This window comes from Nonomuraea sp. NPDC050547, assembly GCF_044457345.1.
Lineage (GTDB): Bacteria > Actinomycetota > Actinomycetes > Streptosporangiales > Streptosporangiaceae > Nonomuraea.
On sequence record NZ_JBITGW010000002.1, the window covers coordinates 650,940 to 674,106 of the forward strand.

The following is a 23,167-nucleotide window of genomic DNA, read 5'->3' on the forward strand; positions in this document are numbered from 1 at the left end:
CATGGACCTGCAGAAGCGCCTGGACGAGGCGGCGGCCAAGCACGGCGTGCCCGGCGCCGCGATCGCGGTATGGGCGGGAGGCGAGCTCCACGAGGCCGCCACCGGCGTCGTCAACAAGAACACCGGCGTGGAGACCACGCCCGACAGCGTCTTCCAGGTCGGCTCCACGACCAAGGTGTGGACCGCCGCCCTGATCATGCAGCTGGTCGAGGAGGGCAAGGTCGAGCTCGACCGGCCGGTCACCGACTACCTGCCCGAGTTCGGGCTCGCCTACGAGGCCGAGATCACCGTGCGGCACCTGCTGACGCACACGGGCGGCTTCGACGGCGACCTGTTCGAGGACACCGGCCGCGGCGACGACTGCCTCGACAAGTACCTGGCCTACCTGCACGGCACCACGAAGGTGCACGACCCGGGCGCCCTGTTCTCCTACTGCAACTCGGGGTTCGTGGTTCTCGGCGCGATCGTGGCCAGGGTGCGCGGCATCACCTGGGAGGAGGCGATGGCCGAGTACCTGTTCAAGCCGCTCGGCGTCACCCAGTCGGCGCTGTTCGGCGAGGAGGCCGTGCTGTTCCGCGCCTCCGCCGGGCACATCGGCCCCGACCAGGTCGTCTACCCCAAGTGGCAGATGCCCCGCTCCAACGGGCCCGCCGGTTCCACCATGTGCCTGGCGCCGCGCGAGCTGGTCCGCTTCGGCCGCATGGCTCTCGCGGGCGGCCTGGCCGAGGACGGCACCCGCGTGCTGGCCGAGGAGACGCTGGCCGGCATGCGCCAGCCGCAGGCCGAGGTGCCGACCGTCCCCGGCCTGCTGGCCACCGCGTGGGGCCTGGGCTTCGAGCTGTTCGACTGGGGCGCCTTCGGCCACGACGGCGGCACCCCCGGGCAGAGCACGATGTGGCGGATCGTCCCCGGCAGCGACGTCGTGCTCGCGATGAGCACGAACGGCGGCGCGTTCGCCGGCCTCATCGAGGACGTGGTGCTCCCGGTGCTGCGCGAGACGACCGGGATCGACGTGCCGGGACTGCCGCATCCCCCGGAGCGGCCGTCGCCCGTGGACGCCACGCCGTACGCCGGGACCTACACCGGGCCGGTCCTGTCGCTGGAGGTCACCGGCGCGGACGGCGGCCTGGACATCACCGAGATCCCCGGCGAGGTCGTGGCCAGTATGGGCGCGACCCGCAAGACCACGCGCTACGTCCACCTGAGCGACGATCACTTCGTCGCCGCCGAGGAGGACGGCGGGATGCACGGCACGGTCACGTTCGTGATGCGCGACGGCGTCGCCGCCTACCTGCACAACAGCCGGGCGGTCCCGCGTGCGTGAGATCTTCGACGCCGCCGGCGCGGCCGGGTTCGTCCACGCGCGCGAGGTGGACGGCGACGCCGAGGTGGCCTTCGGGGCCGACGACCCCGTGGTGCTGGCCTCGGTGTTCAAGATCCCGATCGTGCTGGAGTACGCCCTGCAGGCCGCGGCCGGCGAACTGGAGCGCACCGAGCGCCTCATGGTCACCGCGGCCGACAAGGACGGCGGCATCGGCACCTCCGGCTGCGCCGACGACATCTCGCTAACGCTGCGCGACCTGGCGCACTTCATGATGACGATGAGCGACAACGCCGCCACCGACGTGCTGCTGCGCCGGGTGGGGCTGGACCGGGTGCACGCCACGCTCAGGTCTCTGGGCCTGTCGCGCACCCGGCTCATCGGCGGCTGCGCCGAGCTGTTCGAGCAGGTCAAGCAGGAGCTGGGCCCGGTGGACCTGGAGAAGGTGACCGGGGAGCAGGTCAGATCGCTGGCCATCCGCGACCCGGAACGCACGACCTCCGGCACGCCGCGCGAGATCACCACGCTGCTCAGCCTGATCTGGCGCGACGAGGCCGGTCCCGCCGAGGCCTGCGAGGAGGTGCGGCGCATCATGGGCAACCAGGTGTGGCCGCACCGGCTCAGCTCCGGCTTCGGCGACGAGGTCAAGGTCTCCGGCAAGACCGGCACGCTGTGGGGCGTGCGCAACGAGGCGGGCGTGGTGGAGTTCCCCGACGGCGGGCGCTACGCCGTCGCGGTGTTCCTGCGCACCGTCGGCCTCGGCCTGCGCGACCCCGCCGCCGACGCCGCGATCGGCCGCGCCGCGCGGGTGGCGGTGGACCGGTTGCGGGTCTGATGTCCGAGGTGACGTATGGTGAGCGGGTGATCGACCGCCCGCTCGCCAGCCTCGGTCGCATCCTGCTCGACCTCGGCACCACCGTGATGGGAGTGGCCGCGTCGCCAGGCGACCTCGGCACCGAGGTCACCGGCGTGCACATCTACGACCCGCTCGACGAGCTGCTGGTACCGCCGGGCGGCATCCTGCTGGCCGTCGGCGTCCATGCCGCGAGCGACATCCGCGACCTGCTCTACCGAGCCAGGACCGCGGCGGCGATCGTGGTCAAGGTGCCGGTCGAGGTGGACGAGCAGGTACGCGCCGCCGTCCTGGAGACCGGCATCGCCGTACTCGGGCTGACCAGGGCGGCGTCCTGGTCGCAGGTGGCGGCGCTGCTGCGCTCCCTGTTGGCCGAGGGCGACCTCGACGAGCCGGGCGAGGAGCCGCAGGGCGACCTGTTCGCGCTGGCCAACGCGGTCTGCGCGCTCCTGGACGCGCCGGTCACCATCGAGGACCGCTCCTCGCGGGTGCTGGCCTACTCGGGACGGCAGGACGAGGCCGACCCCGGGCGCGTCGAGACCGTGCTCGGCCTGCAGGTGCCCGAGCGCTTCCAGCGCATGCTGGACGAGCGCGGCTTCTTCAAGCAGCTCTACCAGAGCCGCGAGCCGGTCTACATCGAGCTCCACGACGGCACCAGCATCAACAGGACGGCGGTCGCCGTACGGTCGGGCGACGAGATCCTCGGCTCGATCTGGGCGGCGGTGCGCGAACCGCTCAGCGAGCAGCGCCAGCGCGCCTTCGCCGACGCCGCGAAGATCGTCGCGTTGCAACTGCTGCGCGAGCGCGCCGGTGCCGACACCCAGCGGCGGCTGCGCGCCGACCTGCTGTCGACCGTGCTGGCCGGCGGCGCGGACGCCGCCGAGGCGGCGGGCCGGCTGGGCGTCGCCACCGAACGGCTCTGCGTGCTGGCCGCCCAGCTCACCGACCTGACCGACGCCGACCCCGCGCGCGGGGAGAGCGACCGCCAGCGCTTCTGCGACGCCTTCGCCCTGCACGTGGGCGCCATCCACCCGCGGGCCGCCGCCGCGCTCGTCGGCTCGGTCGCCTACGCGGTGCTGCCGCTCAGCACCGGCGGCGAGGAGGAGGAGCGGGCCGTGCGGGTCGCCCAGAGCTTCCTGTCGCGGGTGGGCCCGCGCTACGAGGCCAACATCGGCGTGGGCCGGCTGGCCGCCAACCTCGCCCAGGTGGCCAGGTCGCGTGCCGACGCCGACCGGGCGCTGCGCGTGCTGCGCGCCCGCGGCACCTCCGGGCAGGCAGCCGGCTACACCACCGTGCACTTCGAGTCGCTGCTCATGCAGGTGGCCGACGTCGTGACGGCGGAGGAACAGACGCCCACCGGGCCGTACCAGCGGCTGCTGGAGCACGACGCGGAACACGGCAGCGACCTCGTGGCCACCCTGCGGGCCTACCTCGACGCGTTCGGCGACGTCAACCTGGCCTGCGCGCAGGTCCACGTGCACGCCAACACCTTCCGCTACCGGCTCAAGCGGCTGGTCGAGATCAGCGGTCTCGACCTGGCCGACCCGGACGCCCGGCTCACCGTGATGCTCCAGATGCGGATCTTCGGGCCCTAGGACGAGGGCGGCTGTAGTTTTCGTCACAGGGCACGAAGAACCCGCGCCGGGCAGGGACGAAGGTGGGTGACCAACCCCCCCACCCGCTCACACGGAGTCCCGTATGAAGAAAGTCGCGGCGCTCGCCTGCCTGGCCATGTTCGCCTCCGCGTGCGGCGGCGGAACGGCCCAAGCGCCCTCCGGCCGGCCTGTGGCCGGCGGCACCTTCACCTATGCCATCTCCGCCGACCCCGGTGTGCTCGACCCCGCGACGGCCGTCCTGTCGGTGACCAACACCGTGCTGGGCTTCGCCTACGACACCCTGGTCAGCACCGACCGCGAGGGGCGGACCGTCCCGGGCCTGGCCGAGAAGTGGGAGGTCAAGCCGGACTCGGTGACCTTCACCCTGCGCAAGGACATCACCTGCTCCGACGGCTCCAAGCTCACCGCCGCCGACGTGGCCCAGAACGTCAACCACATCGCCGACCCGGCCACCAAGTCGCCCGTCTACGGCGTACTCCTGCCGCCCGGGATGAAGGCCACCTCGGACGACGCGGCCGGGACCGTGACGTTCTCGACCGACAAGCCGTTCGCCTTCATCCTGCAGAGCGCCCGGGACCTGTACATCGTCTGCGGCAAGGCGGTCAAGGACCGTTCGCTCATCGCCCGCGCCACCTCGGGCAGCGGCCCGTACGTGCTGAGCGAGTCGATGCCCAGCGACCACTACACCTTCACCCGCCGCAAGGACTACAAGTGGGCGCCCGGCGGCGCGAGCACCGAGGGCATGCCCGACAAGGTCGTGCTGAAGATCGTGCCGAACGAGCAGACCTCCGCCAACCTGCTGATCTCCGGCGGCCTCAACGCCGCCGTCTTCTACGGCGCCGACCGCACCCGCCTGGAGGCCACGCCCGGCCTGCTCAAGAAGACCCCGATGGCGGGCAACGGCCAGTTCTTCTACCACCAGGGCGAGGATCGCCCCACCAAGGACCCGGCCGTACGCAAGGCCCTCACCCAGGCGCTCAACCTGAAGGAGCTGGCCGGGATCGCCTCCAGCGGCACCGGCAGGCCCGCCACCGGCCTGGTCATGGAGCCCCGCCCGTGCAAGGGCGACACCGTCACCGGCCACGTGCCCGCCTTCGACGCCGCCGCGGCCGCCGCGGGGCTGGAGGCCGCGGGCTGGAAGCCCGGCCCCGACGGCATCCGGGTCAAGGACGGCAAGCGGCTGACGCTGCGCTACCTCTACGGCACCACCAGGGGCGCGGGCGTCCAGGCGGCCGCCGAGTACGTGGCCGCGGCCTGGAAGAGCGCCGGCGCCGAGGTCAAGCTCAACGGCGTGCTGGACACCAAGATGTCGGAGTCGCTCAACGCCACCCAGGACTGGGACGTGGTCTGGCTGCCCATCGGCGTCTTCCTGCCCTCGCAGCTCGAAGGCTTCCTGTCCGGCCCGGCCGCGCCCAAGGGCGCCAACTTCGCCCACCTGGACAACGCCCGCTACTCCGAGCTGATCGCCCAGGCCAAGCTCAAGCCGGGCGAGGAGGGCTGCAAGCTCTGGCTGGAGGCCGAGACCGCGCTGTTCGGCAACTCCGACCTGGTCCCGGTCACCGAGAACACCGTGCTCGTGGCCGGCAAGGGCGCGACGTTCGACCTGGTCGCCACGGTCCTCATCCCCACGTCCATCCGCCTGACCGAAGGAGGCTGAGTGCTGCGGCATCTGGTGCGCTTCATCGTGTCGCTGGGGGTGCTGCTGGTGGCGTCGTTCGCGATGATCCACCTCATCCCCGGCGACCCGGTGCGCGCCTCGCTGGGCCCCGCCGCGCCGATCGAGCTGGTGCAGGCCAGGACGGCCGCGCTCGGGCTTGACCGCCCCCTGCTGGAGCAGTTCACCACCTACGTGGCGAACCTGTTCTCCGGAAACATGGGCGTCTCGTTCCTGACCGGCGAGCCGGTCGGACAGGTGATCCTCACCCGGCTGCCCAACACGCTCGGGCTGGCGCTGCTGGCCACCGTCGTGGCGATGCTGGCGGCCGTGCCGATCGGCATGTGGGCGGCGATCAGGACCGAGAACGGCCGTAACCGCGGCACGGAGGCCACCTTCACCTCGGTCACCGGCACCGCGGTGGCCGTTCCCGAGTTCCTCTACGCCATCGGCCTGGTCACCGTCTTCGCCATCGGCCTCGGGCTGTTCCCGCCCGCGGGCAAGGCGGGTCCCGCCTCGTACGTGCTGCCCATCCTCGCGCTGGCGATCGGGCCGATCGCGATGATCTCCCGCATCTCCCGCGTGGAGACGCTGCGCGAGCTCGGCACCGACTACGTACGGCTGGCCCGCGCCAAACGCCTGCCCGCCGCCCGCCTCTACCTGCGCCACGTGCTGCCGAACACGCTGACCGCCACCCTCACCATCGGCGGCCTGCTGCTCACCGCGCTGATCGCGGGCAGCGTCCTGGTGGAGTACGTCTTCGCCTGGCCCGGCCTCGGCCTGAAGATCGTCGAGTCGATCACCCAGAAGGACTATCCCGTGGCCCAGGGCGTGATCCTCGTCTACGGCGCCATCGTCCTGGTCGTCAACTTCGCCGTCGACCTGATCCTCGGCAAGCTCGACCCGACCTCCTCCATCAAGGAGACCTGATGCCACGCACTCCCGCCGCCGTCGTCTCGGCGGTGCTGGTCACCCTCATGGTGGTGCTGGCGATCATCGGCCCGCCGATCTGGGGCGAGGCCGCGGAGAAGATCGACGCCGGCGCCATCCTGCAGGGCGCCTCGGCCGCCCATCCGCTCGGCACCGACAACCTGGGCCGCGACCTGCTGGCCCGCGTGCTCGTGGCCGGCCGCTACTCGCTGGCGCTGGCCCTGGCCGCCACGCTCATCGGTGCCGTCATCGGCATCGTGCTCGGCGCGCTGCCCTCGGTGCTGCCGCGGCGCGGCGCCCGCCTGGTCACCGGCACTGTCAACGCGCTGGTCGCCTTCCCCGGACTGCTGCTGGCGATGTTCACCGCGGTCGTGTCCGGCATGGGGGCGCGCGGCGCCGTCCTCGGCATCGGCGTGGCCATCGCGCCCGGCTTCGCCCGGCTCACCCAGACGCTGGCCGCCTCCGTCGCCGGGGCCGACTACGTGCTGGCCGCCCGCATGCTCGGCGTCCCGCGCCGGCGCGTGCTGGGCCGGCACGTGCTGCCCAACATCGCCGAACCGCTCATCCTCAACCTCGCCCAGGCGCTCGGCGGGGCGCTGCTGGGGCTGGCCGGCATGTCCTTCCTGGGCCTGGGCGTGCAGCCGCCGGACTTCGACTGGGGGCGCCTGCTGTTCGACGGCTTCGCCCGCATCTACGTCACGCCGGAGGTGGCGATCGGGCCCGCGGTGGCGGTCGCGCTGGCCGGCATCGGGTTCAACCTGCTCGGAGACACGCTGGCCAAGCGGGCGGCGCGCACCGCCGTACCGGCGAGGAAGGAAGAGCTCGCCGCGCCGGAGCCGGCGGGCGCGCCCGATCCGCATGCCGTGCTGGAGGTGCGGGACCTGACCGTCACCTTCCCCGGCGGCGTCACGCCCGTGCGGAGCCTGTCGCTGACGGTACGGCCCGGCGAGATCGTCGGCATCGTCGGCGAGTCCGGCAGCGGCAAGAGCCTGACCGCAGCGGCGATCGGCGGGCTGGTGCCCTATCCGGGCACGGTCACGCACGCCGCGCTGCGCCTGGACGGCCGGGAGGTCGCCGAGCTCAGCCAGAAGGAGCTCGGCACGAGCCTGGCCATGGTCTTCCAGGACCCGATGGCCTCGCTCAACCCGGCGCTGCGCGTCGGCGGGCAACTGGCCGAGGTGGCGATCGTGCACCAGGGCGCCACCCGCGCCGAGGCCGCCCGGCGGGCCGTGGACCGGCTCGGCCACGTGCACCTGCCCGAGCCGGAGAAGCAGGCCCGGCGCCATCCGCACGAGCTGTCCGGCGGCATGCGGCAGCGCGCGGTGATCGCGATGGGGCTCATGGGCGCGCCCAAGCTGATCATCGCCGACGAGCCGACGACCGCGCTGGACGTCACCGTGCAGCGGCAGATCCTCAAGCTTCTGCGTGAAGTGGTCGACGAGAGCGGGGCGGCGGCGCTGTTCATCTCGCACGACATCGCGGTCGTGGGGGAGCTGTGCGACCGGGTCGTGGTCATGTACGCGGGGCGGGTGGTGGAGGAGCTGCCCGTGTCGGCGCTGGCCAAGGGGGCGGCGCATCCGTACACCAAGGCCCTGGTGGACTCGCTGCCCGACATGGAGACCGACCGGTCGCTGCCGCTGGCCAGTATCCCCGGCACGCAGCCGGCGCCCGCGCTGGTGGGGGCGGGGTGCGCGTTCGCCGGGCGGTGCGCGCTGGCGACCGATCGCTGCTCGACGTCGTTGCCGCCGGTCACCGAGTACGGCATCGCGCACACGGTGGCCTGCTGGGAGGTTTCATGAAATTTACTGATGTGACGGTGCGATTCGGATCGTTCACCGCGGTCGACTCCGTCAGCCTGGAGGTGCCGCCCGGCGGCATCGTCGGGCTGGTGGGGGAGTCGGGCTCCGGCAAGTCGTCGCTGGCCAAGGCGGTCAGCGGCCTCGTACGGTACTCCGGGCGGATCACCGGCGCCTCCCGGGTGCAGATGGTCTTCCAGGACCCCTACGCCTCCCTCGACCCGCGCATGAAGGTCGGCGAGTCGGTGGCCGAGGGGCTGCTGGAGCTGCCCAGGGCCGCCCGCCCCGACGAGGTGACCCGCCTGCTCGGCCTCGTCTCCCTGCCCGCGGACCTCGCCTCCCGCTACCCGCGGGAGCTGTCGGGCGGGATGCGCCAGCGCGTCGCCATCGCCCGCGCGCTCGGCGCCCGCCCCGACCTGCTGGTCGCCGACGAGATCACCAGCGCCCTGGACGTCTCCGTCCAGGGCTCCGTGCTCAACCTCATCCGCTCGCTGCGCGACACGCTGGGGTTGTCGATCCTGTTCATCTCCCACAACCTCGCGGTGGTCCGCTACGTCTGCGACACGGTGGCGGTCATGCACCAAGGCCGCGTCGTCGAGCACGGCCCGACCGAGGCCGTGGTCGGCCGGCCCGCGCACGACTACACCCGCACCCTGCTGGAGGCCGTGCCCCGCCTGCAGCGCTGAAGCCGCTCCGGCGGCGGGCAGGCGCCGCCGGAGCTTCACCGGTCAGCCGCTGGCCACCAGGATGAAGGCGGCCTGCTCGGCCGGCACGCCGGGAGCGCTGCCCCGGATCCCGATGACGACCTTGCGCGGCGGGGTGAAGACGACGTCGCCCGAGCCCGCGATCGTCAGCTCGGCGGTCTCGCCGGGGCCCAGCGTCTCCGGCGTGAGCGTGAAGTCCATGCCGGCGATCAGGCCGGACAGCGACAGGGAGACCGTGGGGGAGAAGCCGTTGCGCGGCACGTTCTCGACGGTCACCGTGATCGAGGTGCCGGAACCGGCGGTTCCGCTGCCGGGGCTCACCTTGAGGGCGAACTGCGGGATCTCCTGGACGGCGAGCGCGAACTGACCGCCCGCCGCGACCTGGCGGACCTTGGCCAGCCCCGTGACCAGTCCCGGGGCCGGCCGCGCGGTCAGCGTGCCGTCGCCGAGCTGGCCGCTGTGGTTGGCGCCCCACGCCACCACTCGCCCGTCGGTCCGCACCGCGGCCCCGGACGTGTCACCGGCGGAGATCTGCGTCACCGGCCCGGCCTGCGCACGGATCGGCCGCAGCCGGTCGGTGAACGTGCCGTCGCCGAGCTGGCCACTGGTGTTCGAGCCCCACCCGAAGACGGCGCCGTTCACCCCGCGGGCCAGGGCGTAGAAGAATCCGGCCGAGACCTCCGCGATGGGCGGGAGCCCTCCCACCTCCTGGGCCGTGACGCGCGTCTCGAAGGTGCCGTCGCCGAGCTGGCCGTGGTTGTTGTTGCCCCAGGCGAACACCCGGCCGTCCGCGCGCAGCGCCAGGTTGTGCTCGGGTCCGACCGAGACGCTGCGGACCTGCGTCAGGCCGAGCACCGGCACCGGGGTGAGCCGGTTGGTCGTGGTGCCGTCGCCGAGCTTGCCGGACAGGTTCCTGCCCCAGGAACGCACGGTGCCGTCACCGAGCACCGCCAAGGTGTGGTCCATCCCGGCGGCCACGGCGAAGGCCCCGGGCAGCCCCGCGACCCTGGCGGGGGTCGGGCGGTCCTGCGTCGTGCCGTCGCCGAGCTGGCCGCCGAAGTTGTCGCCCCACGTCCACACGCCGCCGTCGGCGGTGACCGCGACGCTGTGCCCGGACCCCGCGCTGATGCCGACCACGTTCGTGGGGCCGGGCACCTGGACCGGGCTCGGCCGGTTGGTCGTGGTGCCGTCCCCGAGCTGGCCGTCTCCGTTGGCGCCCCATGCCCACAGGGTGCCGTCACCGGCGACGGCCAGGGCGTGCGCCGCGCCCGCCGCGACCTTGGCGAAGCGCAGCTCCGCCCGGTTCACCGCGCCGAACGTGGTCCGGAGATCCGGGGTGAGGGAACCGATGCCCTGTTGCCCCGAGTGGTTGGCGCCCCAGGAGACCGCGTGCACGGGCGGGTCCGCCTGTGCCGCGGCCTGGTGGGAGGGAATGGCCGAGGCCGCCCCGGCGACGGCCAGCGCCGCCGCCCAGGTCTTCCATCGTGACGCCACGCCTGCTCCTTTCACTGATGTCGTGTCTTCACAGCGAAGGGGCGTGACATCCCGTTCCACGGCCGTTCCACCGGGGTCTGGCGGCCGCCCTGACCTCCACCTCCCGTGTCCACGCCGCCGTCGCCCGCGGTGACCTCGGCCGGCGGCGTCCAGGCGGTGCCGTCCGGGGGAGGACTCGACACGGTAAGCGGCCCCGCAGGCGGTCTCCCAGCGCAGCACCACCTGGCCGGCGTCCACGACGGAACCGAGGTCCACCTGGATCCGGTCGGCGGGCAGCCGGCGAGGACCTTCCTGACGGCCTCGGCATGGAGGACGCTCTCGCTGGTACGGACCAGTCCCGCGACGGAGGGGATCGGGAAGCCGTCGGAACGGGGCTTCAGCCGCCGGGCGACGGAGGCGAGGCGGAGGGTGCCGCCCGCGGCGGGAGCGGCGATGAGCAGGGGAGTCACGAGGAGAGCGGTGGCTAAGGAACGGTTCAGGCGCACACGGTCTCCTGATCGAGAAGTGCCGGCATCGGATCATCCTCCCTGCAACTGGCCGATACCAGTACAGGTCGCGAAACATCCCTGGTACGGACCAGAGGCCGCGACCGCCCCGTCCCGAGCCGGAGGGCCGAACGCCCGCGCACGACACCCGACCAGGTCGTCCGCCCCGTCCCGGTACGGACCGCGCCTCACTCACCGCCACGACGAAGATCGGGCCATTGGGCATGAGCACCAAGGGTGCGGGGGTGCTTGGTGGGCTGGCACGAATCGAGGCGTCCTCACGATGGTTTACCGTCGCCGTGACAACGGACGACTCGGAGGGCATGCGTGATCGCGATCAGGGAGCTTCACGAGATCGCGGACCTGGAAGAGGTCCACGCGCTGTTCGGTGATATCTGGCATTTCGACCCGGGCGGCGAGCCCATCTCGGTCGAGCTGATGCGGGCCTTCTCGCACGCCGGCAACTACATCACCGGCGCCTACGACGGCGCCACACTGGTGGGCGCGTCGGTGGGCTTCATGGCGGTCGGCGGCGTACTGCACTCGCACATCACCGGTGCGGCCGTCGGGCGCGGCATAGGGTTCGAGCTCAAGATGCACCAGCGCCGCTGGGCGCTGGAGCGCGGGCTGACGCGCATCTCCTGGACCTACGACCCCCTCGTGCGCCGCAACGCGCACTTCAACCTCGCCAAGCTGGGGGCCAGGCCGCATGAGTACCTGCCCAGCTTCTACGGGATCATGGGCGACGCGATCAACCAGGGCGACGAGTCCGATCGGGTGCTCGCCGTCTGGGAGCTGACCGCGCCGCACGTCGAGGCGGCGGTACGGCGGGAGCCGCACGCGCCGGACATCCCCACGGGAACGGTGGTGGCCCTGCGCAACGAGGGCGGCAAGCCGGTGCCCGGCGACCTGGACGCGCCGGTCGTGCTGGTGGCGATCCCCGCCGATGTGGAGGGGTTGCGCGGCGTTGATCCGGGAACGGCCAAAGCGTGGCGGCATGCCGTACGCGACGTGCTGGGCGGCATGCTGGCCGAAGGCCGCAAGGTCACCGGATTTCATGACAAGAAGTACTACGTAGTGGAGAAGGCGTGAAAATCACAGGAGTAGAGCTGCGCAGGATCGCGATGCCCTTGGTGGCGCCGTTCCGCACCTCGTTCGGCACCGAGACCTCGCGCGACGTGCTGCTCGTGCGCGTGGTGACACCGGACGCCGAGGGGTGGGGCGAGTGTGTGGCCATGTCGGAGCCGCTCTACTCCTCCGAGTTCGTCGACGGCGCGGCAGAGGTGATCAAGCGGTTCCTGCTGCCGTCGCTGCCCGCCGAGGTCGACGCGTACGGCGTGGGCCGGGCCCTGGAGCCGATCAAGGGCCATCGGATGGCCAAGGCGGCCGTGGAGACCGCGGTGCTGGACGCCCAGCTGCGCGCGTCCGGCGAGTCGTTCGGCCGCTTCCTGGGCGCCGAACGTGACCGGGTGCCGTGCGGCGTCTCCGTCGGCATCATGGACTCCATCCCCGAACTGCTGGAGGCCGTCGGGGGCTACCTGGACGAAGGCTACGTCCGGATCAAGCTGAAGATCGAGCCCGGCTGGGACGTCGAGCCGGTGCGCGCGGTGCGCGAGCGCTTCGGCGACGACGTGCTCCTGCAGGTGGACGCCAACGCCGCCTACACGCTCGTGGACGCCCGCCAGCTCGCCAAACTGGACGACTTCGAACTGCTGCTCATCGAGCAGCCGCTGGCCAACGACGACTTCGTCCAGCACGCCCAGCTCGCCAAGCAGCTGAGGACCCCGATCTGCCTCGACGAGTCCATCGAGTCGGCCGAGCACGCGGCGGCCGCGATCGCGCTGGGCTCCTGCTCCATCGTCAACATCAAGCCGGGCCGCATCGGCGGCTACCTGGAGGCCCGCCGCATCCACGACCTGTGCCGGGCGCACGGGATCGCGGTGTGGTGCGGCGGCATGCTGGAGACCGGCCTCGGCCGGGCCGCCAACGTGGCGCTCGCCGCGCTGCCCGGCTTCACGCTGCCCGGCGACACCTCGGGCTCGCGCCGCTACTACGCGACCGACATCACCGAGCCGTTCGAGCTGCGCGACGGCCACCTCGACGTCCCCGCGGGACCCGGGCTGGGCGTCGAGCCGATCCAGGCGATCCTCGACGAGGTCACCACCTCCACCGAGTGGATCACGCTCTAGCGCAGATTCCGCAGGTCGAGCTGGCGCAGCACGCGGGAGATCACCTGCGGGTCGGCGTCCGGCTCACGGCGCGCGTCCAGGACGGCGCGCCGGGCCGCCGACATCATCTCGTCGCTGACCCGGCGCACCATCTTGAAGCGTTCGAGGCGCTGGCCGAACGCCTCGCGGCGTTCCTCGTCGGCCAGCTCGGGGCTGATCCGCACCGCGATGTCGGACAGGCGGCGGCCGAGGATCTCCACCATGTCGTCGGGCACCTGCTCGGTGTCGACGAGCTCCCTCAGCCGCTGCCTCGCCGCGCCCGCGGCCTGCTTGGCCAGCCTGCGCTCGAAGGCGCGTTCCGCCTCGGTGTCGGAGGTGACGCCGAGCAGGCGTACCATCCAGGGCAGGGTCAGGCCCTGCACCAGCAGCGTGGCGAGGATGACCGCGAACGCGACGAAGACCAGCACGTCGCGCTGCGGCACCTCCAGCGGGATGGCCAGCGCGAGCGCCACCGAGGCCACGCCGCGCATGCCCGCCCACCACATCACGACCGTCTCGCGCCAGCTCATCGGCGTCTCGGAGTCGTCGCCGCGCAGCTGGTGCAGGCGCCTGGCCAGCGAGGCGGTCGGCAGCAGCCACAGCAGCCGCACCCCCACGACCACGGCGACCACGACCAGGCTCCACACCATCACCTCGCCGAACCTGCTGGTCATGGTGCCGAGCACGTTGTGCAGCTCCAGCCCGATCAGCCCGAACGCCACCCCGGTCACCAGCGTGTCCACGACCTGCCAGAAGGCGGCGCCGGTGAGCCGGCCGATCGAGTCGTCGGCGTCGCTGGTCTTCTCGCGCAGGTAGAAGGCGGTGGTCAGCACCGCCAGCACGCCGGAGCCGAGCAGCTGGTCGGCCAGCACGTAGCTGGCGTACGGCACCAGCACCGACAGCCCGATCTGCAACGTGGGGTCGCCGAGCAGGCTGTCCAGCCGGGCCGCCACCCACCCCACCCCGAACCCCACGACGACCGCCACCACCGCCGACAGCACCAGCTCGCCCGCCGCGACCGGCCACGAGAAGCCGCCGGTGAGGGCCGCCGCGATCGCCACGTGGTAGAGCACGATGGCCGTCACGTCGTTGAACAGCCCCTCGCCCTCCAGCAGCGACACCAGCCGCCTGGGCAGCCCGAGCGAACCCGCCACGCTCGTGGCCGCGACCGGGTCCGGCGGGGCCACCAGCGCGCCCAGCGCCGCCGCGGCGGCCAGCGACAGGCCGGGCACCAGCGCGTGCGCCACCCCCGCGACCGCCGCCGTGGTCACGAACACCAGCGCCACGGCCAGCAGGAAGATGGGCCGCCAGTTGGCCGCGAACTGCCGCCACGAGGTACGGCTGGCCGCCGCGTACAGCAGCGGAGGCAGCAGGGCGGGCAGCACGAGCTCCGGCGGGATGTCCACGTTCGGCACGAACGGCAGCACCGCCAGCACGATGCCGTACAGCGTCATGAGCACCGGCGCCGGCAGCCCCAGCCGGTCGCCGAGCGGCACTGTGACCAGCGCCCCGAGCAGCACGAGCATGAGCAGCACGAACTGGCCCACGACACCCCCCGATGATCGTCGTCAACCAGCGTGCCACAGGGCGCCGGGAGAAGAGGCGCACCCCGCCCCGGGTCGTCAGCGGTCGAGCACGAGGAGGGCGGGGGGCGGGGTGGTGAGGAGGCGCGGGGCGGACTCCGTGCAGACGGCCACGTCGGCGAGGCGGGCGCCGAACAGGTCGGGGAGGTAGACGGCCGGTTCGAGGCAGAGCGCCATGCCGGGGGCCAGCGTGGTGGGGTCGGAGGGGGACAGGTGCGGCGGTTCGTCGCCGGCCAGGCCCACGCCTCTGCCGTAGTGGCCGGCGGCGAACTGGCCGTAGCCGGACTCCTCGATCGTCGACCGGGCGGACCTGGCGACGGAGGCGGCGGGGAGGGCCTGCCGTACACCGTCGAGGGCGGCGGTTTGAGCGGCGAGGACCACCGAGTACAGGGCGTCGAAGTCCTCCGGCGGCTCGGCCACCGCGAGAACCCTGGCCACCTCGGCGCAGTAGCCGTCCCACCGCCCGCGCACGGCGACCTGGAGCGCGTCGCCCGGGTTGATCACCCGGTCGGTGGGGCGGTGCGCGGGGATCGCGGAGTGCTCCCCTGCCGCCACCTGAACGCCCAGGATCTCCTCGCAGCCGCTCTCCAGCATCGCCATCCGCAGGTGGCGGGCCATGGCCCGCTCGGTGGCCCCGAACCAGCGCCACTCCCGCGCCCGCGCCACCACCCCGTCCGCCGCCGCGGCCGCGCGGGCTACGGCGTCGAGCTCGCCCGGGTCCTTCCGCAACCTCAGAGGCGCGAGAACGGCTCCCGCCGGCACGAGCTCGGCGTCCACCGACAGTCCGAACAGCTCCCGCACCCGCATCTCCGGATCCACCCCGACCCGGCGGGCCGTGGCCGGGACCAGCGCACCGGGGTCGGCCGTCTCGGCGTAGTTCTCCCGCGTGACCACCAGGAACCCCTCGCCCCGCCCGCCCAGGAACCGGAAGTCGGGCGAGGGCCGCAGCACCAGCGCGTCCACCTCGGCCGCGGCCATGGCGACCCGCACCGCCCCCACCCGCTCAGCCGCCCCTTGGCCAAGCCCGCCCTGCCTCAGCCCGCACACGAGCGGCCGGTCCTGCCTCGGCCCACGCTCCTGGCCGGGCCCGCCCACGGGAAGCGCGCCGCCAGGTGGACCGTTCTCGGGAAGCTCGCGCTGGGCGGGCACGTCCCCGGCCAGGCCGCCCTTCGCCGGGTTGCCCTCCGCCTGGCCGCCTTCCGTCTGACCGCTTCTGGTCGGGTCGCTTTCGGCGGAGGTGCCCTCGGGGGGTCTGGAGGGGCGCGGGGTGTCGGATCCCGGTCCGTCAGACCTGAGGGGGTCGGGCCCGGGGTAGGGGGTGGGGGTCACGTGGGCTCGTGGAGCCAGCAGGCGACCGGGCCGAAGTCCGGCTCCTTGTCGCGGCAGAGGTCCATCACGTGCGGGCAGCGCGGGTTGAAGCGGCAGCCTCCCGGCGGGTCGGCCGGGTCGGGGACGTCGCCGGGCAGCTCCGCCGGCAGGGTGCCCTGGCCGTCGGGCAGGGGGATCGCGTTCAGGAGTGCCTGCGTGTAAGGGTGGCGGGGGTTGTCCCACACCTCGGCGGTCTCGCCGATCTCGACGATCTTGCCCAGGTACATGACGGCGATCCGGTCGGCGATCAGGCGTACCACGGACAGGTCGTGACTGATGAACAGCAGCCCGGCCCCCGAGTCCACGGCCAGGTCGCGCATCAGGCGGGCCACCTGCGCCTGCGCCGAGGCGTCCAGGGCGGATATGGGCTCGTCGCCGATGAGCAGGCGGGGCTCGGCGGCCAGCGCGCGGGCGATCGCGATGCGCTGCCGCTGCCCGCCGGAGAACTCGTGCGGATGGCGATCGGTGAAGTCTCTCGGCAGGCCCACGCGTTCGAGCAGGTCGGCAGGGGTGGCGGTGCTGCCGCGCGCCACCCGCAGGCCGTCGGCGATCTGGTCGCCCACGCGCCGGCGCGGGTTGAGGGAGGCGTACGGGTCCTGGAAGACCATCTGAATCCCGGTCAGCGTACGGCGCCGCAGCCCGAGCGGCGTCACCGGCCGCCCCTCGAACCGGATGGCGCCCTCGGTCACCGGGTTCAGCCCGCAGACGGCTCTGGCCAGCGTCGACTTGCCGCATCCCGACTCGCCCACGAGGCCGACGACCTCACCGGCGCGCACCGTGAGGCTGGCCCCGGCGACCGCGCGGACGACGGGACGGCCGGGGGAGCGGTGCTCGACGACCAGGTCGTCGATGGTGAGCAGGCTCATGAGCGCTCCTCGTCGGGTGCGGGGGCGAGCGGACTCTCGGGCAGGGAGGCCAGGAGGGAGCGGGTGTAGGGGTGGTCGGGGGTGCGCAGGACGTGGGAGCGGGGTCCGCTCTCCACGATCAGGCCGTCCTTCATGACGCTGACCTCGTCGGCCACCGCGGACATCACCCCGAGGTCGTGGGTGACCAGCAGCACGGCCAGCCCCAGCTCGTCGCACAGCCCGCGCAGCAGCCGCAGGACGCCCGCCTGGACGGTCACGTCGAGCGCCGTGGTCGGCTCGTCGGCGATCAGCACCCGGGGCGAGCAGGCCAGCGCGATCGCGATGGCGATGCGCTGTCGCATGCCGCCGGAGAACTGGTGGGGGTAGCGCCCGTACGCCTCGTCGGCGCCGGGGATGCGGACCTTGCCGAGCAGTTCGACGGCCCGCGCCCGCGCCTCGGCCTTGCCCAGGCCGAGGTGGTGGCGCATGTGCTCGGTGAGCTGCCTGCCGACGGTGAGCATGGGGTGCAGGCTGGTGGCGGGGTCCTGGAAGACCATGGCGACCTCGCCGCCGCGTACCTTGTTGAGCTCTTTGGCGGACAGTTCGAGCAGGTTGCGGCCGTTGTGGACGATCGAGCCCGTCGCGCTCGCGCCGTGCGGGAGCAGGCCGAGGGCGGCCAGGCCGGTCATGGTCTTGCCCGAGCCCGACTCTCCGGCCAGGCCGTGGACGCGGCCCTCCCGCAGGGAGACGGAGACGCCCTTGAGGATCTGCCGTCCGTGGATGTCCACCTTCAGGTCGGTGATCTTCACAGTGCGCGCTCCTTGATGGCGCGGGCCGTGCGCGGGTCGAGGGCGTCGCGCAGGGTGTCGCCGAGGAAGTTGAAGGCCAGCACCACGGTCAGGATGGCCAGACCGGGGAAGGTCGCCACCCACCAGGAGTCGAAGACCTCCACGCCCGAGGCGACCATCGCCCCCCACTCGGGCGACGGCGGCTTGGCGCCGAGGCCCAGGAAGCTGAGGCCGGACAGGAGCAGCAGCGCGGTGCCGATGTCGAGCGTGGCCAGCACCAGGACGGGGCCGGTCACGTTGGGCAGCACGTCCACCCGCAGCGAGCGCCAGGGCGAGAAGCCGAGCAGCCGCCCGCTGAGCACGAACTCCCGCTCGCGCACGCCGAGCACGAGGCCGCGGGTGACGCGGGCGTAGGCGGGCCAGGCGACCACGAGTACGGCCAGCACCGCGTTGGTCAGGCTGGCCCCGAGCGCCGCGGCCACGACCATGGCCAGGATGACCGTGGGGAAGGCGAAGACCAGGTCGGCGATCCGCATGATGGTCTCACCCACCCACTTGCCGAAATATCCGGCGGCAGCCCCGAGCAACCCGCCGACCAGCACGCTCATGGCCACGAGGAGCAGGGTGAGCGGGATGGAGACGCGGGCGCCGTACATGACGCGGCTGAGGATGTCGCGGCCGAGCTGGTCGGTGCCGAACCAGTGCCCGGGGCCCGGCTCGGCCAGGCGGGGCAGGTCCTGGGCGAGCGGGTCGTGCGGGGCCAGGAACGGCGCGGCCAGCGCGATGACCAGCCAGGCCAGCGCGATGACGGCCCCGGCCACGGCCAGCGGCTGCCGCCACGCCTCGGGCACGCGCCGCCTGCGGGGCGCGAGCGGGTCACGCCTCAGAGCACGCCTCATTGCAGCCTCACTCGCGGGTCGATGATCCCGTACAACACGTCCACGATCAGGTTGATGACCAGGTACACGACGCCGACCACCAGGCCGACGCCCATCACCGCGGGCAGGTCGAGCGAGGTCGCGCTCTTGTACGCGTACTGGCCCACGCCCGGCCAGGCGAAGATCGCCTCGACCAGCACGGTCCCGGACAGCAGCGAGCCGAACGCCAGTCCGGCCACGGTGATGATGGGCACCAGGGCCGAGCGCAGGACGTAGCGGAACAGGACCGTCCGCCCCGGCAGTCCCTTGGCCCGCGCGGCGCGCACGTAGTCCTGGCCCAGCACCTCCAGCACCGCGCTGCGGGTGAAGCGGGTCAGCAGGCCGATCGTGTAGAGGGCCAGCACCAGCGCGGGGGTGATGAGGTGGCCGACGGCGCTGGCGAAGACGTCCCACTGCCCGGTCAGCGCCGCGTCGAGCGTGTGCAGGCCGGTGATCGGCCCGGGCGCGGTCATGCCGGGGTCGATGCGGCCGCTGCCCGGGGTGAGCTGCAGGCGGTAGAAGAAGACGTAGAAGGCGAGCAACGCCAGCCAGAACGTGGGCACCGAGATGCCGATCAGGCTCAGCACCCGCAGCAGGTGGTCGGGCAGCCGGTCGCGGCGCAGGGCCGCCACGACGCCGAACGCCACGCCCAGCACCAGCGAGATCAGGATCGCCGCTCCGGCCAGCTCCAGCGTCGCCGGGACGAACTCGGCGAGGTCGTCGCTGACCGGGCGGTGGCTCTGCTGGCTGGTGCCCAGGTCCCCCTGGAGGATGCCCTGCAGGTGCAGCACGTACTGCTCCGGCAGCGGCTTGTCCAGGCCGTGCTCGGCCTTCCACTGCGCGACGATCGCCGGGTCGCCGAGCGCCCGCTGGCCCAGGTTGGCGGCGACGGGGTCGCCGGGCACCATGTTGGTCAGCACGAACGTGACCAGCGTGATCCCCCAGGCCAGCAGCAGGGCGATGAGGATCCGGCGGATCAGGAACCGGGCCAGGGGGTGCCGGGCCCGGGTGCCGGTGGTCTTCACTTCACGCCGAGGTCGGCCACGTCGACGGTCCAGACCGGGTGGTACTCCAGGCCGGTCACCGTGGCGGCGGTCACGATGTTCTGGCTCGGCTGGATCAGCGGGACGAACGGGCCGCCCGCGTTGAGCTTGGTCTGGACGTCCTGGTAGACGGTCTTGCGGGCGTCGTCGCCGATGGTGGCCGCCGCCTTGTCGCCGGCCGCCTCGATCTCCTTGGCCGCGCCGGGCTTCCAGCCGGCGCGCAGGCCGACGGTCTTGCCGGGCAGGAAGGCCAGGTAGTCGCTGGGGTCCGGGTAGTCAGGGCCCCAGTACCACAGGCCCATCTCCTCCTTGCCGTTGCGGTAGTTGTCCAGGGCGGTGGCGACCGGCGCGGGGGCCAGTTCGACCGTGATGCCGACCTCCTTGAGGTTGGCCTGGATGCGCTCGGCCAGCGGCTGGAAGGACAGGCCGTTGACGGTCAGCTCGCTCGGGTACTCCAGTTTGACGCTCGGGCTGGACAGCCCACTGGCGGCCAGCGCGGCCTTGGCGCCCTCGACGTCCCGCTTGGCGGCCTGGTCGGCGGGCAGCGCGCCGAGCAGCTGCGACGGGATCACGCCGGGCGCCTGCGTCGAGCCCTCGCCGGCCAGCTCCAGCAGGCCCGCGTAGTCGACGCCCTTGCGCACGGCCTCGACGAACTTGGCGTTCGTGGTGGTCTTGCTGATCTCGGAGTTCTGGTTGGCCAGCAGGAAGATGACGTTGGCCGAGGCGGTCTTCTTGACCTGCAGCGTGTTCGGCATGCCGGTGACCTGGTCGCCGGACAGGTTGAGCGCCACCTGGCTGTCGCCGCGCTGGACGTTCAGCTTCTGCGTGGCCGCCTCGACGTTGCGGATGACGACCTTGTCGTAGGCGGGCTTGGTCCCGTAGTACTTCGGGTTGGCCTTGAGCACGACCTGGCTGCTGACGTTGAAGGACTCGATCGCGTACGGGCCGGAGCCGAGCGAGGCCGAGTTCAGGTACTGCTCCGCCTTGTCCTTGGCGTCGGTGGTCGCGCCGTGCTGCTGGGCGACCTTGCTGTTGATGATCCCGAGCGCCGGGTTCGGCAGGATGAACGGCAGCGCCGGGTTGGCCGTCTTCGACGTCAGCTTGATCGTCGAGTCGCCGTCCTTGGCCACCTCCACGCCGTCCAGCAGGAACGACGGGGTGCCCTTCATGTCGCGCACGCGGGTCAGCGAGAAGACCACGTCGTCGGCGGTGACCGGGGAGCCGTCGGCGAAGACCGCGCCCTGCTTCAGCTTGAGCGTGAGCGTCTTGCCGTCCTGCGACAGCTCGTACGACTCGGCCAGCGCGGGGACGGGCTTGGTCACGTCGGGGCCGTCGAAGGTGAGAAGTGTCTCGTAGGCCGCCTTGCCGATGATGAGGCCGGTCGGCTCGTAGGTGCGGCCCGGGTCGCCGGTCTTGAGGTCGAAGGAGGTGTCGATGACGAGGGTCTTGCCTGCCGCGGCGCCGCCGGCAGCGGGGGTCTTGGAGCCGCCGCTTCCGCAGGCGGCGAGGGCGAGTGCACCGGCGAGCAGTACAGCCGCCGTCTGCGAGCGGGTCGCCATGGGTCCTCCAGATATTCTGTGAAAGTTGTCGTGGATTGTCCGGCAGAACGTCCAGCCCGTGTCACGTCGGTGAGACGGTTTGTCGAGGAGTGTGGTACTGGTGGCGGAAATTTCCAGAAATGGTGGAGAGAGTGGGTTGCGCTCTGGACGGATCGGCATCGGCCTGGAGCTGGACGCCGTCCATTTGAAGATCCTGCAGGTCCTGCGCGAGAACGGCCGCATCTCGGTCGCCGCGCTGGCCGAGCGGGTGGGCATCTCGCGGGCGAACGCCTACACCCGCTTCGAGGCCCTGCGCGCCGACGGCGCCATCAAGCGCTTCACCGCCGAGATCGACCACGTCAGGGCCGGGCTCGGCATCACCGCGCTCATCTTCGTGACCGTGCGGCAGCAGATGTGGAAGCAGTTCCGCGCGGAACTGGCCCGCATGCCGGAGGTGGAGTACTGCGCCATCACCACCGGGCAGCACGACGCCATGATCCAGGTGCGGGTGTCGGACGTGGCCGAGGTGCACACCCTGGTCACCGACCGCCTGGCCGGCATCCCCGCGGTCAAGGCCACGGAGACCGTCTTCATCCTGGACGAGGTGCTCAAGCGGCCGTACGTCCTGCCCAGCGACGGACCGCGCCCGCAGCGCCGCCAGGCGCCCGACCCGAGCCCGGCCGAGGTGCCGCTGGGCAAGATGCGCTTCGTCGGCGCCGCGGAGGGCCGCGCCGCCCTCAGGAAGGAATGAACCTAGCGGGCCGCGAGGGCTTCGATGCGGGAGACCCCCTCGGCCACGCCGTCCTCGGTGGCCACCTCGGCGGCGACGGCGCCCGCCGTACCGGACAGCTCCAGGGCGGAGGCGAACGCGGCGGCCACCTCCGGCGCGCGCGGCCTCCCGCGCAGCGGCGGGGGCGCGACGCCCAGCCGGTGCAGGCGGTCGGCCCAGAACGGCTGGTCGCCGAGGAAAGGGCGGACGACCTGCGGGACCCCGGCGCGCAGGGCCGCCGCGACGGTACCGATGCCGCCGTGGTGCAGGGCCACGGCCACCCGCGGCAGCAGCCAGTCGTGCGGCGCCTCCTCGATCACCAGGACGTCCTCGCCGTCCTCGCCGGGGCTCAGGCCACCCCAGCCCGTCGCCAGGATCGACCGCCGCCCGGCCAGCCGCGCCGCCTCCACGACGGTCGCCGCGAGACCGCGCGGATCACGCCCGACCATGCTGCCGAACCCCGCGTAGACCGGTGGTGGCCCCTCCTCCAGGAACGCGGCCAGCCGTTCGGGCGGGGTCCAGTCGCCGGCGGCGGGCAGGGTCCAGAAGCCGATCGGATCCGCCTGCGGGGGCCAGTCGGCGGGCGCAGGCAGCAGGCGGGGGCTCCACGCGTGCAGCACCGGCCCGGCCGCGATCAGTTCCGCCGCCGGGCGGAAGCCCTCGCACAGGCCCAGGACCTCCGTCCGCCACGTGCGCACCACCGAGCGGTAGGGCGCCTCGACCGCCGCCGCGACCCGCCAGGTGGCCCGGTTGACGGCGGGCGGCAGCCGTACCGGGAGGATGGGAGAGGCGAAGGCGGCGGTCGGCACGTACAGCGGCAGGAGCAGCCCCGCCAGCGACGGGATCCCGGCCTTCTCCGCCAGATAGGGCCCGCCGAGCGCCTTCGGGTGGTAGACGATCACGTCGAGGCCCGGCTCGATCAGCGCGGCCTCCTCATCCAGCACCCGGCGCACCATCGGCTTCACCGAGCGCGCCGCCGTGATGGCCGCGCCCGCCCCCTGCCCCTTGACCTGGTCCTGAAGGTCGAGCATCTCGTCGGGCAGCGGCTCGAAGGCGATCCCGTACGGCGCCGCCAGCGACCCGAACCGCCGCGGCCCCGCCACGACCGGCTCGTGCCCGGCGGCCAGCAGCCCGCGCGCCAGCGCGACGTACGGCTGCACGTCCCCCCGGCTGCCCATCGTGAGCAGGAGCACCTTCACGTTTTTCCACTACCCCGGCGTGTCCCGCCCGAAGCCGGAGCCATCGTGCGGTCACAG

General features: G+C 72.6%; 20 protein-coding genes. 10 read left to right on the forward strand and 10 right to left on the reverse strand.

What is annotated here, in order from left to right; all coding sequences use genetic code 11:
* Position 1: 1 nt before the first annotated feature.
* The 7 genes from ACIBHY_RS07375 to ACIBHY_RS07405 all read left to right on the forward strand — a co-directional run bounded on the left by ACIBHY_RS07375 (position 2) and on the right by ACIBHY_RS07405 (position 8,856).
* On the forward strand, positions 2 to 1,324 hold the full coding sequence (locus ACIBHY_RS07375) for a serine hydrolase domain-containing protein (RefSeq protein WP_397306221.1): 1,323 nt from the start codon (positions 2 to 4) through the stop codon (positions 1,322 to 1,324).
* Positions 1,317 to 2,156, forward strand: coding sequence for a serine hydrolase (locus ACIBHY_RS07380; RefSeq protein WP_397255369.1), 840 nt, complete (start codon positions 1,317 to 1,319; stop codon positions 2,154 to 2,156). Before ACIBHY_RS07375 ends, ACIBHY_RS07380 begins: the two co-directional genes overlap by 8 nt.
* 8 nt (positions 2,157 to 2,164) lie before the next feature.
* Positions 2,165 to 3,769, forward strand: a complete 1,605-nt coding sequence (locus ACIBHY_RS07385; protein WP_397255371.1) for a PucR family transcriptional regulator — start codon at positions 2,165 to 2,167, stop codon at positions 3,767 to 3,769.
* Between the two features lie 103 nt (positions 3,770 to 3,872).
* Positions 3,873 to 5,447, forward strand: coding sequence for an ABC transporter substrate-binding protein (locus ACIBHY_RS07390; protein WP_397255373.1), 1,575 nt, complete (start codon positions 3,873 to 3,875; stop codon positions 5,445 to 5,447).
* Positions 5,448 to 6,374, forward strand: coding sequence for an ABC transporter permease (locus ACIBHY_RS07395; RefSeq protein ID WP_397255375.1), 927 nt, complete (start codon positions 5,448 to 5,450; stop codon positions 6,372 to 6,374).
* Complete coding sequence (locus ACIBHY_RS07400; protein ID WP_397306222.1) at positions 6,374 to 8,173, forward strand: dipeptide/oligopeptide/nickel ABC transporter permease/ATP-binding protein; 1,800 nt, start codon at positions 6,374 to 6,376, stop codon at positions 8,171 to 8,173. Before ACIBHY_RS07395 ends, ACIBHY_RS07400 begins: the two co-directional genes overlap by 1 nt.
* Positions 8,170 to 8,856, forward strand: a complete 687-nt coding sequence (locus ACIBHY_RS07405) for an ABC transporter ATP-binding protein (RefSeq protein ID WP_397255379.1) — start codon at positions 8,170 to 8,172, stop codon at positions 8,854 to 8,856. Before ACIBHY_RS07400 ends, ACIBHY_RS07405 begins: the two co-directional genes overlap by 4 nt.
* A gap of 42 nt (positions 8,857 to 8,898) precedes the next feature.
* Here ACIBHY_RS07405 and ACIBHY_RS07410 read toward each other — a convergent pair whose 3' ends face one another.
* Together ACIBHY_RS07410 and ACIBHY_RS07415 are read right to left on the reverse strand one after the other, a co-directional pair.
* On the reverse strand, positions 8,899 to 10,368 hold the full coding sequence (locus ACIBHY_RS07410; RefSeq protein ID WP_397306223.1) for an RCC1 domain-containing protein: 1,470 nt from the start codon (positions 10,366 to 10,368) through the stop codon (positions 8,899 to 8,901).
* Between the two features lie 11 nt (positions 10,369 to 10,379).
* Positions 10,380 to 10,817, reverse strand: a complete 438-nt coding sequence (locus ACIBHY_RS07415; RefSeq protein WP_397306224.1) for a hypothetical protein — start codon at positions 10,815 to 10,817, stop codon at positions 10,380 to 10,382.
* Between the two features lie 363 nt (positions 10,818 to 11,180).
* Here ACIBHY_RS07415 and ACIBHY_RS07420 point away from each other — a divergent pair, with 363 nt between their 5' ends.
* Complete coding sequence (locus tag ACIBHY_RS07420) at positions 11,181 to 11,945, forward strand: GNAT family N-acetyltransferase (RefSeq protein ID WP_397255385.1); 765 nt, start codon at positions 11,181 to 11,183, stop codon at positions 11,943 to 11,945.
* Positions 11,942 to 13,042, forward strand: a complete 1,101-nt coding sequence (gene menC / locus ACIBHY_RS07425) for an o-succinylbenzoate synthase (protein WP_397255387.1) — start codon at positions 11,942 to 11,944, stop codon at positions 13,040 to 13,042. The genes ACIBHY_RS07420 and menC overlap by 4 nt, the downstream gene beginning before the upstream one ends.
* Here the strand turns inward: menC and ACIBHY_RS07430 are convergent.
* The 7 genes from ACIBHY_RS07430 to ACIBHY_RS07460 all read right to left on the reverse strand — a co-directional run bounded on the left by ACIBHY_RS07430 (position 13,039) and on the right by ACIBHY_RS07460 (position 21,163).
* The gene (locus ACIBHY_RS07430; RefSeq protein WP_397306225.1) at positions 13,039 to 14,607 is read right to left on the reverse strand and encodes a Na+/H+ antiporter; all 1,569 of its coding nucleotides are present in this window, start codon (positions 14,605 to 14,607) and stop codon (positions 13,039 to 13,041) included. The genes menC and ACIBHY_RS07430 overlap by 4 nt on opposite strands.
* Positions 14,608 to 14,682: 75 nt before the next feature.
* Positions 14,683 to 15,972, reverse strand: a complete 1,290-nt coding sequence (locus tag ACIBHY_RS07435; protein WP_397306226.1) for a M24 family metallopeptidase — start codon at positions 15,970 to 15,972, stop codon at positions 14,683 to 14,685.
* Complete coding sequence (locus ACIBHY_RS07440) at positions 15,969 to 16,877, reverse strand: ABC transporter ATP-binding protein (protein ID WP_397306227.1); 909 nt, start codon at positions 16,875 to 16,877, stop codon at positions 15,969 to 15,971. Before ACIBHY_RS07440 ends, ACIBHY_RS07435 begins: the two co-directional genes overlap by 4 nt.
* Complete coding sequence (locus ACIBHY_RS07445; RefSeq protein WP_397306228.1) at positions 16,874 to 17,665, reverse strand: ABC transporter ATP-binding protein; 792 nt, start codon at positions 17,663 to 17,665, stop codon at positions 16,874 to 16,876. The genes ACIBHY_RS07440 and ACIBHY_RS07445 overlap by 4 nt, the downstream gene beginning before the upstream one ends.
* Positions 17,662 to 18,543: an ABC transporter permease gene (locus ACIBHY_RS07450; protein WP_397255397.1), complete on the reverse strand. Its 882-nt coding sequence runs from the start codon at positions 18,541 to 18,543 to the stop codon at positions 17,662 to 17,664. The genes ACIBHY_RS07445 and ACIBHY_RS07450 overlap by 4 nt, the downstream gene beginning before the upstream one ends.
* The gene (locus ACIBHY_RS07455; RefSeq protein ID WP_397255399.1) at positions 18,540 to 19,586 is read right to left on the reverse strand and encodes an ABC transporter permease; all 1,047 of its coding nucleotides are present in this window, start codon (positions 19,584 to 19,586) and stop codon (positions 18,540 to 18,542) included. The genes ACIBHY_RS07450 and ACIBHY_RS07455 overlap by 4 nt, the downstream gene beginning before the upstream one ends.
* The gene (locus ACIBHY_RS07460; protein WP_397306229.1) at positions 19,583 to 21,163 is read right to left on the reverse strand and encodes an ABC transporter substrate-binding protein; all 1,581 of its coding nucleotides are present in this window, start codon (positions 21,161 to 21,163) and stop codon (positions 19,583 to 19,585) included. The genes ACIBHY_RS07455 and ACIBHY_RS07460 overlap by 4 nt, the downstream gene beginning before the upstream one ends.
* Positions 21,164 to 21,299: 136 nt before the next feature.
* Between ACIBHY_RS07460 and ACIBHY_RS07465 the strand changes: the two genes are divergently transcribed.
* Positions 21,300 to 21,893, forward strand: coding sequence for an Lrp/AsnC family transcriptional regulator (locus tag ACIBHY_RS07465; protein WP_246509277.1), 594 nt, complete (start codon positions 21,300 to 21,302; stop codon positions 21,891 to 21,893).
* Between the two features lie 2 nt (positions 21,894 to 21,895).
* Here the strand turns inward: ACIBHY_RS07465 and ACIBHY_RS07470 are convergent, their stop codons facing one another.
* Complete coding sequence (locus ACIBHY_RS07470) at positions 21,896 to 23,110, reverse strand: glycosyltransferase (protein ID WP_397306230.1); 1,215 nt, start codon at positions 23,108 to 23,110, stop codon at positions 21,896 to 21,898.
* Positions 23,111 to 23,167 lie beyond the last annotated feature (57 nt).